Origin of the sequence: Candidatus Poriferisocius sp. (assembly GCF_965219815.1) — a bacterium.
GTDB lineage: Bacteria > Actinomycetota > Acidimicrobiia > Acidimicrobiales > Bin134 > Poriferisocius.
Genome location: NZ_OZ244791.1, coordinates 3,024,870 through 3,036,026, shown reverse-complemented (window position 1 = coordinate 3,036,026; position 11,157 = coordinate 3,024,870). Strand labels below are relative to the sequence as shown.

Here is an 11,157-nt window from a genome sequence, read left to right as displayed (position 1 = left end):
CCCCCGGCCTGCCTCTGTAGCATTGGCCCTTGTGAGTTCGAAGGAAGCTGAGTGGCGGGTTTGGACGCTTCCCAATGTCATCTCGGTGCTTCGGCTGGGGTGTGTGCCGGTGTTCTGCGTGTTGTTGCTGGGCATGGGGAATCGGGCCGGGGCCGCCACCCTGCTCGGCGTTCTGGGGGCCACCGACTGGGTAGACGGCTATATTGCCCGGCGGTTCAACCAGGTCTCGGAACTGGGGAAGATCCTGGACCCAACCGCCGACCGGCTGATGTTTCTGGCTGCGGTGGTGGCGATGATGGTGGACGGCTCCCTCCATGCGGCATTCGGGGTGACCATGCTGGTCAGAGAGGCGGTGGTGTCGCTGGCCACAGTGGTCCTGGGCGCAATGGGGGCTCGCCGGATTGACGTGACCTGGGCCGGCAAAACAGCCACGTTCGGGCTCATGTTCGCCCTGCCGTTGCTGTTGCTGGGAGATTCGAGCGTGGGTGGGGGAGCAGCCCTGCGGGGTGTCGGATGGGGATTGGGCATTCCGTCGTTGGCGCTCAGCTACTACGCGGCGGTCGAATACATACCTCGTGCTCGCCGGGCTCTCGCCGAAGGGATAGCCGGAGCCTCAAGCTGAGGTTGAGAGTTTGGGCGAGAGCCGGTACGGTGTCTCCAATGAACGTACCGGTTGAACTGCGCTACTCCGAAGATCACGAATGGACGAGGACAGAAGGCAACCGGGTCTGTCTGGGAATAACCGACTACGCCCAGGACGCCCTTGGCGATGTGGTCTATATCGACCTCCCCCCGGTGGGAACCGAGGTGGCTAGTGGCGAGCCGTTCAGCGAGGTCGAGTCCACCAAGTCGGTCTCAGAGATCTATTCGCCGGTAACCGGCACAGTGGTCGAGGTGAACACCGACCTGATCGATCACCCCGAGCGGCTGAATGAAGACCCCTACGGCGAAGGGTGGATCTGCATCATCGAAGCCTCCGACCCGTCAGAGCTGGACAGTCTCCTGGATGCGGCGGCATACACCGATCTGACTGAGAGCATCGATTGACCTCCCGGCCCGATGACGGAGAGGCCCAAGGGGTCATCTGCCCGCAATGCGGTCATGTCAGCGAGATTGATGACAACTTCTGCGCCTCGTGCGGGTATCGCCTCAAACCACTTGGCGACTCTGAAGGAGCTGGCTCCGTGGACGAGCCGACCACGGAGTTGGATATCGAAGCCGGTCTGATCCGGCAGCCGGCGGTGTTGGTGGTCACCCAGGGGCCGGCCGCGGGCAGTCGATTCGAGCTGGCCCAGCCTCGGGTGGTGGTGGGCCGCCATCCCGACTCCGACATTTTCTTGGACGACATCACCGTCTCCCGGCGCCATGCCGAGGTTTATCGGGACGGCTTGGTGCAGCACGTCAAAGACATGGGCTCGCTGAACGGAACCTATCTGAATAGCCGCAGGGTGGAGGATGCCGGATTGAAGAACGGCGACGAGCTTCAAGTAGGGCGATTCAAGCTGGTGTTCTACGACGGGACCGGCGGATGAGCACCCAGTATCGGTCAATCGGGCAGGTGCTGGATCTGCTGAAAGAGGAGTTCTCCGATATCAGCATCTCCAAGATCCGTTTTCTGGAGAGCCAGGGTCTCATCGATCCCGAGCGAAACCAATCTGGCTACCGGAAGTTCACCGACATCGACATCAGCCGGCTGCGCTGGATTCTTGAGCAGCAGCGGGATCACTTCCTGCCCCTCAAGGTCATCAAGGAGCGCATCGACCACCAAGACTTCGGCGGGTCCGATGGAGGCAGCGAATCCAACAGCGACGGGGCCAGCCCCCGAGGGGCGCGCCGGCCCAACCCGCTGGACCCGGGATCGGTGTCTGTGTCGCTGACCCTGGACGAGCTGGCCTCGGCGAGCGGGCTGAGCCAGTCCAAGATCATGGAGCTTCAGAAGTTTGGCCTCATCGAGCCCCTTGACGACGGTGCGCTGCGGCACTACGGCAGCGAAGCAGTGATTGTGGCCAAAGTGGCAGCCGGCTTCTTGGCCCATGGGGTGGAGCCTCGCCACCTGCGGGCCTACAAGTCGGCGGCAGAGCGAGAGGCGGGACTGATGGAGCAGCGGATTATGCCCATGGTGATGCAGCGCACGGCCCAGTCCCGCAAGCAATCCCAGGATACGCTGGTGGAGCTGATCAATCTCGGTTCGGAGTTGCGGCTCTCGCTGCTCCGATGCGCCTTGGCCGGCCACACTCGGAATCGTTAGCAGCGTGGGCCATAAGGCGCCCGAGCTGTTCGCAAGCCCGGAGGCCATAGAGCAGGCCGTCGGGCGGGTGGCTTCGGAGATCTCCCAGCAGTACCCCGATGGGGTTGTGCTGGTGTCGGTACTGAAGGGAAGCCTGCCGTTTCTGGCCGATCTGGTCCGAGCGGTGGACATAACGGTGGAGGTGGACTTCTTGGCGTTGTCCCGGTTTGCCGCTGATTCCGGACGGGTCCGATTGGTCAAGGATTTGGACTGCGACGTGACCGGGCGGCAAGTCGTGCTGGTGGAGGACATCGTGGACACCGGGCTGAGCCTCGCGTACCTGATGGGAGAATTGCGCCGGCGGTCGGCGGCATCAGTGGCGGTGGCCGCGCTGCTCAACCGAAGTGCCCGCCGCATCTTGCCGCTCGAGCCCGACCACGTGGGCTTCGAGGCGCCGGACGAGTTCTTTTTGGGCTACGGCCTGGACTGGGCCGGCCGCTACCGCAATCTCGACCGATTGGTGATCGGAGATCCCGACTTGCTGGCCGACGATCCCGACGCTTACGTCTCTATGCTCTACTAACGTGGGTGCGATGAAGGAAATGGAGCTGATCGGGGTGCGGATCGAACTTCCGTCCAACGCCCCCATCGTGTTGCTGCGGGAGACCGACGGTGAGGGTCGGCTCCTGCCCATTTTCATCGGAGCGGCAGAGGCTCAAGCCATCGCATTGGCCATGGAGGAGGTGGAGACACCCCGCCCCATGACGCATGATCTGTTCAAGAACGTGCTTGACGACTTGGGCGTGCAACTCGACCGCATTGTGGTGACCGAGTTGCGGGATCGGACCTTTTACGCCGAGTTGGAGTTGAAGGGGGGCAACGGTGCCCGTCGCATCTCCAGTCGTCCCTCAGATGCGGTGGCTCTGGCGATTCGCGCGGGGGCGCCGATCTTCGCCGATGAGTCAGTACTGGATGCCGCCGGGCATGCGGTGGAACCTGACGAGCCCGAAGGCGATGAGCCTCCCACTGAGGAGGTTCTAGACCAATTTCGGGAGTTTTTGGATCAAGTCACCCCGGAAGACTTCAACGGCTGACTTCTTTTTCCGGCCAGGTCGCTCCTTGACAATCCACAGGGAGAGGTTTACCCTGTGGAAATCCATTGGCGTAGTTTCCCCGATGTAAGCAGCAGCATCTGGGGCGCGCCCCAGCACCGGAGAGTCAAATGAGCGATCGCGCACAGATAGCCAAAGACTTCAGTTCTCCTCAGACCATCGAGATTGTCGGCATCACTTACCGCCAGTTGGACTACTGGACCCGGACTGGTTTGGTTGTTTCCACCGCTCAGGAAGCGGAGGGAAGCGGCAGCCGCCGCCGGTATTCCTACAACGATTTGCTGGAGTTAAAGCTGATCAAACGTCTGTTGGATGAGGGAATCGCTCTCCAGCGGGTGCGTGAGGTGTTCGATTACCTGCGCGACGAACTCGGCGAAGAGGTGGCCAGCGCCGATTTGGTGATCAACGGCAACAAGTCGCTGCTGGTTCGCACCGATGAGCAGATTCTGGATGCGCTGCGCCAGGGCCAAGGCGCGCTCTACCTCCGCATGGAGGGCTTGATCGAAGAGGTGGATGCCGCGGTGAGGGAGTTGCCCATCGAGGAGGCTCTGCCTGTGGATACATCAGAGCCGCAATCCGGGATCGGTGCCGCCCGAACTGGGTCCTAGAGGAGGCCGGCAAGCGCGTGTTCGCCCATGATTCGGAGCGACAGTTCGCTGAATTGCTCGATTTCTACGGCATCGAGTGGCGCTACGAGCCCGACACCTTTGTGCTCTCCCGAAATGAGATAGGCGAAGTCACCGAGGCGTTCAGCCCAGACTTCTATTTGCCTCAGTTTGATCGCTACGTGGAGATCACCACCGCACGCCAGAAGTACATCACCCGCAAAAACGGCAAAGTCCGTCGCTTGCGGGAGTGCTTTCCCCACATCGACATCGTCGTGCTCTGCCAGCGGGACTATCGCAACCTTCTGAGCAAATACGGCTTTGACGACGCCTCCGGGCTGGACGGCGACCTGACCCACACCGGGGCAGGGGCCGAGTCTCACTAGCCGAGCTAGGCAAGACGTGCGTTCTTCTCCGCTGGAGGCTCGCCACCGGGCACTGGGGGCCAAGATGGTTCCCTTTGGCGGCTGGGACATGCCGCTGTCCTATCCGTCGGGCACGCTGGCTGAGCATCGAGCATGTCGAACCGACGCAGTGGTCTTCGACGTGAGCCATTTGGGAACCCTCCGGGTATCCGGTACCGACGCCTACGAGCGGCTTCAGCAGGCCTTTACCAATGATCTGGCTCGAATAGGTCCTGGTCGCACCCAGTACACCCACCTGCTCGGCGACGACGGCTCGGTGCTAGACGACATCATCGTGTGGTGGACCGATGACCACCGCTTCGATGTGATGCCCAACGCATCCAACACCGACCGGGTGCGCGACGCGCTGAGCAGCTCGGATGACGAAGCTGGTTTCCAGGCTGTCGATGTGACCGGAAGCCGAGCAGTGTTGGCGGTGCAGGGTCCCGAGGCCCGCAACCGGTTGGCCGCAGTGTCGCCAGGGGCGTCGGAAGTGTCCCGCAACTGCGTTGGATCGGTGGAGTGGGAGGGCGTCTCGCTGACTGTGGCCGGCACCGGCTACACCGGAGAAGACGGCATGGAGATGGCCGTGCCCGCGGCGGCGGCTGAGCGGCTGTGGGATGCGGTGATCGCCGTGGGGATCACCCCGGCTGGACTGGGAGCCCGCGACACGCTGCGCTTGGAAGCAGGTTTGCCGCTGCACGGACATGAGCTCGGTCCCGGCATCACCCCGCTGCAAGCCGGATTGGGCTGGGTGGTGCGGTGGGACAAGCCATCGTTTCAGGGCCGTGAGGCGCTGGCCGCCGAAAAGGAGAAGGGCGTTCACCGGCGGCTGCGGGGGCTGCGAGTCGAGGGCCGCCGGCCTCCCCGGGAGGGTCAGGCGGTGCTTCGGGATGGCGAAGTTGCTGGGGAGGTCACGTCGGGCAACTTCTCACCCATGTTGGAGACGGGTATCGCCTTGGCCTTCGTGCCTCCCGACGCCGATATCGGAGATGTGCTGGCCGTGGACATGCGGGGTACCCCCACACCGGCCACGGTGGTCAAGCTGCCCTTCGTTTAGGCGCTGTGTCTAAGCGGCGATGGCGTCCAGAACCCGGCTTTGGGGGATGGCGCCTCGCCAACTATCGAGAATCTGTCCGTTGCCATCCAGCAGCATTCCTGCGGGCTGGCCGGAGATTCCTAGTTGGCGCCAAGACTCGAATGTGGGATCCCAGAGCATGGTGAACGTGGTGCCGGTGGACTGCACGAAGCTCTTAGCCAACCCGAGGCTGTCTTGGGTTCCGACTCCTACCACTGTGAGCTTGTCAGAGTTGTTTCGAGCGAACTGCTCGACGCCGGGGGCTTCCCGGCGGCAGATTGTTCAATGGGGTGCCCAGAACCAGAGAACAAAGGGCTGGTCCGCGGGGGCGAAGCTAGCCAGATTCACAGTGGCTCCGGTGGCTACGTCCACCAACTCGACCGAGGGCAGATCAGATGCCGGAGCTGGGGCGGCGGTCTCTGTGGCCATCTCGGGTGCGGGCGCCAGAGTTGCCGACGCCTCGGTTGAGACCGGCGCCCCAGTGGGAGCAGCCTCTGGGCCGTCGCTGCTGTCTGCGCAAGCGGCTGCGCCCAGAGTCAAGCAGGCGGCAAGAGCGAGAACTCTGATCTTCGACTTCACAAATGCACTCACGTCAGGCTGTTCCAATGCTGGCCACCTTGTCCAGGATCCAGCTGTGCGACGGGCTGGCCCGCTTGTCGATTTCCTGGCCAAAGCGGTTGAGGACGATCACTCGGTGTTGGCTGGTGATTCCGAGCCCGTTCCAGGAAGCACCGGACGAATCCCAGAGCATCTGGAGTGAATTTCCAGATCCAGTGACTCGAACGAAGTCCTCGGCCTGACTCAGGTTGTCTCGGGCGCCCACCCCGATCATGGTGAACTTGTCGGTGTTGTCTCGAGCCAACTGCTCGAGGCCGGGGGCTTCCCGGCGGCAGGTGGGTCAATGGGGGGCCCAGAACCACAGCACGATGGGCCGGTCAGTCGGGGCGAAGCTGGCCAGGTTGACGGAGGCCCCGGTGGCCACGTTCACCATCTCCACCGACGGCAAGTCTGAATCGGGGACCGGTGTCGGCTCCGGTGTTGGCGGTGGCGGTGGGGGTTGTGTCGGCTCTGGTGTTGACTCTGGTGGAGGCGTGGGCCTGACGGTGGACTGGGGTGTGGACTCTGTCGTGGGTGTCGATGCCGGAGTCGGCTGGGAAGAGGAGGTTGCCGGTGGCGCTGAAGTCGAAGTTGCTGCTGGCGCTGTGGTGGTGGGCGCTTCCGCGGTGGGCGCTGAGATTGCCGCTGGCTCCTCGGGTGCGCTGGTTGCCTCCGTCTCAGTGGGTTCGGGAGCGGGTGCATCATCGGGCTCGGGCAGTCCGGGATCAGGACTTGGCTCAAGCTGGTCGGGGGGTTCAGTGGATGCCGCGGTCGGGTCGGCCGCGATGTCTGTTGGTGCCGCGGTCGGGTCGGCCGCGATCTCGCCGCTGCCCTCTTCCGATGTCTCCGTGCCCCCGCAGGCAGCAGCGGCCAGGGAAAGAACCAGGGCTATGCCCGCGGCGGCGAACACGCTGGTTCGCCGGCCGCGGCACAACACCCGAATGCTCACCCTTCCGATGCTATCGGGCAGGCTCTGAAATCACTCTCCGAGGCTGCGATAGGGAGCGGTCTGCTGGACGCAGGTGGGAATGTCGGCATCGCCGGGACATGGGAAGTTGAACACCAACTCGGTCACCACGTCGGGGGCACCAAACTTGTTGGGGCCGAAGGTGGCGGGAAGCTGGTGCTGGATGTCCACCGAGCCCAGGTTCTGGAAGGCGGTGTAGATGTCCTGGCGAGTGGGGTTGGGCCCGGCGTCGTAGATGGCCCGGGCCACCATGCGCATTTCGGTACACACCGTGGAGGTCATGCCGTAGGCGCTGTCGTAGCTCCCGTAGATCTCCCGGGTGTGGCTAGCGCCGATGGCGCTGTTAGCCGCATAAGTCTCGTTGCACATGATGTTCAGCGGTGCGTTGAAGCTGAGCACCGGGTCGTCAGAGCGGAAGTTCCCAGTGGGAGCATCGTCGATGATGATGGTGCCGTTGTACATCTCCGCGGCGGCGTCTCCGCCGAACTGAGCCACCTTGCCCGACACCAGGTCACCGGCCTGGCTGTTGAAGTCGGAGTTGTAGAACTGCACGTCGCCAGGGGCGTAGCCCTGGTTGACCATCTCATTGATGAACTGGGCAAGCTGAGCACGTTGAGGCCGGGGAAGACCACGTCGACGCCCTCTTCCAGCATCCGCTCCACCGCGATGTCGTTGCCCTCGCGGCAGGTGGTGGCACCGCCGCAGCCGATCTGCTCGGCCACGGCGATGTCGTAGCCCGCGGCCTCTATGACATCGATGATCCCGGCTTGCACGGTCTCGGGTTGCCCGGGGGTGTCGGGCCAGATCACCGCAATGGTCTTGCCATCTAGGGCGCCGGTGTCGATGATCGCCTGGGTCATGTTGACCACCGAATCCTCGGCCACGGGGCTAAGCGAGTACAGCAGGCCGTTGGCCTGCTCGTGGAACTCGCGGGGGTTCCCTTGAGTGGTGAGGAACAGGGTGTCGTGGTCGGACGCGATGCACAGGATTGCGCTGCCCTGGAAGCCGGTGGTGTTGGTCACGATGACCGCGTTGTGATCCTCGGTGGCCTCGATGCAGGCTTGGTTGCGCAGCGTGTCGATGTCCTCGCCGCCGCCGCCGAGCGCGGATACCTCCACGAGGCGGAGGTCGATCTGGCGGCCCCAGATCCCGTTGCAGTCTTCGTTTATCGCCTTGGTGAACGCCTCGAACATGTCGATGGGGTCACCAACCGGGACGGCAAAGCCGATGCCCTCCAGCTCCTCCAGCTTGGTTCGCAGGTGGACGATGGTGATGGAGTCCTCGGTTATGCCCGCATCGGTGGCCTGGGGTGGCGAATCCGGATCGGGCGTGGCCGTGCAGAACACGTCCAGCGACTGGAACGGGTGGGAGCGGTCGAAGGTCCTGTGGAAATCGATGAACAAGTCGCCCCGGGGTTCGTCGAAACCGATGTCCACCGGCTCTTCGGTTGCTGGTTCGGATGGCTCGCCTGAATCGTCGGATGGCTCAGAGGGCTCTTCTTCGTCGGTGGCTGGCGCCGCGGTTTCCTCTGCCGGGGCTGGCTCGTCTTCACCATCGGTATCTGCTGGGGCATCCGGTTCGTCGGTGGCCGGAGCCTCGGTGTCCTCTGCCGGTGCTGGTTGTGCGCCGTCGCCGTCATCGTCGTCGCCTCCGCAGGCAGCGGCGATGAGCGCCAATGCCAGCAGCAGTCCCAAAATCTTGAGCATCTTGTGAGACACGGTTACCCCCTAGGTGCGTATGAACGGAGAACCCTAGCCGAAGATCGGGTGGCTGTGAACCGGTTGTTGTCGTGCGCTACACGCCGCAAATGGCCTAGTGTCTTGCCCCGATGAGGGGCTGCCATGGATGAGCCGGTGGACATGGATTCCCCGCCAGGTGATCCGGCACAGGACGAGCCTGCGTTGGAAGACCCGGGTCTGAACCAGCCCGACGAACTCGACGATCCGGCCAATTTGGCCTCGGCGGTTTTCGAGGAGGAGTCCAAGCGCCTCGCCGAGCAGGCGGCCAAATCGGAAGTGGTGGTGCTTCCCGACGATCTGCTGCCCGGTGTGGGCGAAGCGCCCATGACGTTGCGGCAGGGAATCCAGGCTGGCGGGGCAAGCATGCTCGTGGTGCTCTTCTTGCTCAACGTGATCGACGAGTTCGACCGGGTGGCAATCGCCGTGCTCCTGCCCGATCTCCAAGACGCCTTCGGCGTGTCGGACACGGTGATTCTGGGCATCTCCTCGTTCGGCGGTGTGGCCCTGGTGCTGGGGGCGGTGCCGCTGGCCTGGCTGGCCGACCGGGTGAAGCGCACCCTCATCGTGCCGGTGGCCACTGCGGGGTGGGCGGTGAGCGTGTTCCTCACCGGTTTGGTGAGGAACCCATTTCAGTACTTCTGGACCCGGGTTCTCACCGGGGCGGGCCAGGCCAACCGCTTGCCGGTGCACTCATCGCTGCTCACCGATACCTATCCCATACCGGCTCGGGCTCGGATTTTTGCCTTTGAGGGTATGGGTCGGCCCATTGGTCTGCTGATCGGACCGGTGCTGGCCGGCGCCATCGCCTCGATTGCCGGTGGGGATGACGGGTGGCGCTGGGCGTTCTACATCTTCGCCATCCCGCCGGTTGTCCTGGCGCTGGTGTCTCTGATTTTGAAGGAACCTCCTCGAGCGGGCAACGAGCAGCAGGCCATCTTGGGCGAGCAGTACGATATGCCCCCCATCGGGTCGGATCTTCCGGTTTCGATGTCTACGGCATTCGCCCGACTCAAGAAGGTCAAGACCTTCTACTTCTTGGCCGTGGGGGTGGGCACCCTCGGCTTCGCACTGGTAACACTGCCCAGCCAGCTCAACCTGATGCTGAAAGACGAATACGGCTACGAAGCCTTCCAGCGGGGCTGGGTGACGTCGCTGGTGTGGCTGGCCAGCCTGGTGGCCATACCCATCTCGGGCTTCAAGTTCGACGGTATGTTCCGGGAGGATCCGGCCAAGATGGTGCGGACGGCGGGCACGCTCATCATCATGTCGGGCGTGCTGGTGCTCATCGCCATGCGATTCCACCAGCCCGCCATCATGATCTTCGGCATCAGCCTGGCCAACGCCTGCACATCGGCCTCCTTCGTGGCCGCCGCCCCCACCATCGGTGCGGTAGCCCCTTACCGGATGAGGGCCCAGGCGTTCGCGCTGTTGCCGGTGTTCATCTTCTTGATGGGCGGGTTCATGGGCAGCATCATCGCCGGTTCCATCAGCGACGCCCACGGAGAGCGCCTGGCCATCAGCATCGTGGCCCCGCCGGCTTCGATAATCGGCGGTCTGCTGGTGGCTTACGGCTCCCGCTACATCAAACGCGACATCTCGCTGGCGGTGAGTGAGCTGGTAGAGGAGCAGGAGGAGATTCGCCGCATGTCGGAGCATCCCGATGACATCCCGGTGCTTCAGGTTCGGGGACTGGACTACAGCTACGGCCCGGTGCAGGTGCTATTCGACTGCGGGCTGGAGGTGCGCCGCGGCGAGACGCTGGCCCTTCTGGGCACCAACGGCGCGGGCAAGTCCACCTTGTTGCGGGCGGTCAGCGGCCTGGGCGTACCTGATCGGGGGGCCATCCGTCTCAACGGGCGCACCATCACCTACGCCGATGCCGAGCTGCGCTTCAAGCAGGGCATCGTGCAGGTGCGAGGAGGCGCCGGAGTGTTCCCCGGCCTGACGGTGGAGGAGAACCTTCTGGCCACCATGCTCAGCACGAAGGAGGAGAAGGCCGAGATCTACCGGCGAGTCGAGCGGGTGTACGACGTGTTCGGCGCGCTGCGGGAGAAGCGCAATCAAGCCGCGGGAGACCTCTCCGGTGGCCAGCAGCAGATGCTGGCCTTCGGGATGGGCTTGATGCACGAACCCGAGGTGCTGCTCATCGACGAGCTCTCGCTGGGGTTGGCCCCGGTGGTGGTGCAGGAGCTGTTGGAGGTTGTGGAACAACTGAAGGAGACCGGGCTGACCATGATCATCGTGGAGCAGTCGCTGAACGTGGCCCTGAGCGTGGCCGAGCGGGCGGTCTTCATGGAGAAGGGCCGGGTGCGCTTCGAGGGACCGGCTCAAGAGCTGGCCGAGCGAGACGACCTGGTGCGAGCGGTGTTCCTCGGTGCCGAGGGTGGTTGAGCGGTGAGGCGAGCTGACGCAGGCCGAGACCGGATGG

Annotated in this window: 16 protein-coding genes and 1 pseudogene; 11 read left to right on the top strand and 6 right to left on the bottom strand. The window is 63.8% G+C overall.

Translation table 11 applies throughout. The annotated features are described in order from the left end of the window. Window positions 1-31 precede the first annotated feature (31 nt). The 10 genes and pseudogenes from ACOQPI_RS14585 (at window position 32) to gcvT (ending at window position 5,408) form a co-directional block, all read left to right on the top strand. A complete protein-coding gene (locus ACOQPI_RS14585; protein ID WP_420620347.1) occupies window positions 32-622 on the top strand; it encodes a CDP-alcohol phosphatidyltransferase family protein in 591 nt (196 codons plus the stop codon). Window positions 623-660: 38 nt separating this feature from the next. Next, window positions 661-1,047: a glycine cleavage system protein GcvH gene (gcvH, locus tag ACOQPI_RS14580; RefSeq protein ID WP_420620346.1), complete on the top strand. Its 387-nt coding sequence runs from the start codon at window positions 661-663 to the stop codon at window positions 1,045-1,047. Continuing rightward, window positions 1,044-1,142 (top strand): annotated as a pseudogene (locus tag ACOQPI_RS14575) (zinc ribbon domain-containing protein); the annotation flags it as partial. The gene gcvH and the pseudogene ACOQPI_RS14575, both read left to right, overlap by 4 nt. 42 nt (window positions 1,143-1,184) lie before the next feature. Further along, a complete protein-coding gene (locus ACOQPI_RS14570; RefSeq protein WP_420621047.1) occupies window positions 1,185-1,532 on the top strand; it encodes an FHA domain-containing protein in 348 nt (115 codons plus the stop codon). Continuing rightward, window positions 1,529-2,248 carry a MerR family transcriptional regulator gene (locus tag ACOQPI_RS14565; RefSeq protein ID WP_420620345.1) on the top strand — a complete coding sequence of 240 codons (720 nt, stop codon included), beginning with the start codon at window positions 1,529-1,531 and terminating at the stop codon, window positions 2,246-2,248. The genes ACOQPI_RS14570 and ACOQPI_RS14565 overlap by 4 nt, the downstream gene beginning before the upstream one ends. A gap of 4 nt (window positions 2,249-2,252) precedes the next feature. Then, the gene (gene hpt / locus ACOQPI_RS14560; RefSeq protein WP_420620344.1) at window positions 2,253-2,810 is read left to right on the top strand and encodes a hypoxanthine phosphoribosyltransferase; all 558 of its coding nucleotides are present in this window, start codon (window positions 2,253-2,255) and stop codon (window positions 2,808-2,810) included. A gap of 10 nt (window positions 2,811-2,820) precedes the next feature. Next, entirely contained in the window at window positions 2,821-3,321 is a 501-nt protein-coding gene (locus ACOQPI_RS14555) for a bifunctional nuclease family protein (protein ID WP_420620343.1), read from the top strand. Between the two features lie 128 nt (window positions 3,322-3,449). Further along, window positions 3,450-3,947 carry a MerR family transcriptional regulator gene (locus ACOQPI_RS14550; protein WP_420620342.1) on the top strand — a complete coding sequence of 166 codons (498 nt, stop codon included), beginning with the start codon at window positions 3,450-3,452 and terminating at the stop codon, window positions 3,945-3,947. A 53-nt stretch (window positions 3,948-4,000) separates the two neighbouring features. Further along, window positions 4,001-4,330 carry a hypothetical protein gene (locus ACOQPI_RS14545; protein ID WP_420620341.1) on the top strand — a complete coding sequence of 110 codons (330 nt, stop codon included), beginning with the start codon at window positions 4,001-4,003 and terminating at the stop codon, window positions 4,328-4,330. Window positions 4,331-4,346: 16 nt separating this feature from the next. Further along, entirely contained in the window at window positions 4,347-5,408 is a 1,062-nt protein-coding gene (gcvT, locus tag ACOQPI_RS14540) for a glycine cleavage system aminomethyltransferase GcvT (protein ID WP_420620340.1), read from the top strand. A 9-nt stretch (window positions 5,409-5,417) separates the two neighbouring features. On the opposite strand, the gene ACOQPI_RS14535 is transcribed toward gcvT, so the two are convergent. The 6 genes from ACOQPI_RS14535 to ACOQPI_RS14510 all read right to left on the bottom strand — a co-directional run bounded on the left by ACOQPI_RS14535 (window position 5,418) and on the right by ACOQPI_RS14510 (window position 8,708). Then, window positions 5,418-5,609: a TlpA family protein disulfide reductase gene (locus ACOQPI_RS14535; RefSeq protein WP_420620339.1), complete on the bottom strand. Its 192-nt coding sequence runs from the start codon at window positions 5,607-5,609 to the stop codon at window positions 5,418-5,420. Window positions 5,610-5,708: 99 nt separating this feature from the next. Continuing rightward, on the bottom strand, window positions 5,709-6,017 hold the full coding sequence (locus ACOQPI_RS14530) for a hypothetical protein (protein WP_420620338.1): 309 nt from the start codon (window positions 6,015-6,017) through the stop codon (window positions 5,709-5,711). Between the two features lies 1 nt (window position 6,018). Next, a complete protein-coding gene (locus ACOQPI_RS14525) occupies window positions 6,019-6,288 on the bottom strand; it encodes a hypothetical protein (protein ID WP_420620337.1) in 270 nt (89 codons plus the stop codon). A 36-nt stretch (window positions 6,289-6,324) separates the two neighbouring features. Beyond that, a complete protein-coding gene (locus tag ACOQPI_RS14520; RefSeq protein ID WP_420620336.1) occupies window positions 6,325-6,972 on the bottom strand; it encodes a hypothetical protein in 648 nt (215 codons plus the stop codon). A gap of 30 nt (window positions 6,973-7,002) precedes the next feature. Further along, window positions 7,003-7,452, bottom strand: a complete 450-nt coding sequence (locus tag ACOQPI_RS14515; protein WP_420620335.1) for a hypothetical protein — start codon at window positions 7,450-7,452, stop codon at window positions 7,003-7,005. After that, complete coding sequence (locus tag ACOQPI_RS14510) at window positions 7,365-8,708, bottom strand: hypothetical protein (RefSeq protein ID WP_420620334.1); 1,344 nt, start codon at window positions 8,706-8,708, stop codon at window positions 7,365-7,367. The genes ACOQPI_RS14515 and ACOQPI_RS14510 overlap by 88 nt, the downstream gene beginning before the upstream one ends. Before the next feature lie 123 nt (window positions 8,709-8,831). Here ACOQPI_RS14510 and ACOQPI_RS14505 point away from each other — a divergent pair, with 123 nt between their 5' ends. Then, complete coding sequence (locus tag ACOQPI_RS14505; protein WP_420620333.1) at window positions 8,832-11,120, top strand: ATP-binding protein; 2,289 nt, start codon at window positions 8,832-8,834, stop codon at window positions 11,118-11,120. The last annotated feature ends 37 nt before the right edge of the window (window positions 11,121-11,157 follow it).

Coding starts and splice junctions, on each gene's coding strand:
- ACOQPI_RS14555 (WP_420620343.1), top strand. CDS start 2,821: ATGAAGGAAATGGAGCTGATCGGGGTGCGGATCGAACTTCCGTCCAAC.
- ACOQPI_RS14550 (WP_420620342.1), top strand. CDS start 3,450: ATGAGCGATCGCGCACAGATAGCCAAAGACTTCAGTTCTCCTCAGACC.
- ACOQPI_RS14565 (WP_420620345.1), top strand. CDS start 1,529: ATGAGCACCCAGTATCGGTCAATCGGGCAGGTGCTGGATCTGCTGAAA.
- gcvH (WP_420620346.1), top strand. CDS start 661: ATGAACGTACCGGTTGAACTGCGCTACTCCGAAGATCACGAATGGACG.
- ACOQPI_RS14505 (WP_420620333.1), top strand. CDS start 8,832: ATGGATGAGCCGGTGGACATGGATTCCCCGCCAGGTGATCCGGCACAG.
- ACOQPI_RS14515 (WP_420620335.1), bottom strand. CDS start 7,452: ATGTACAACGGCACCATCATCATCGACGATGCTCCCACTGGGAACTTC.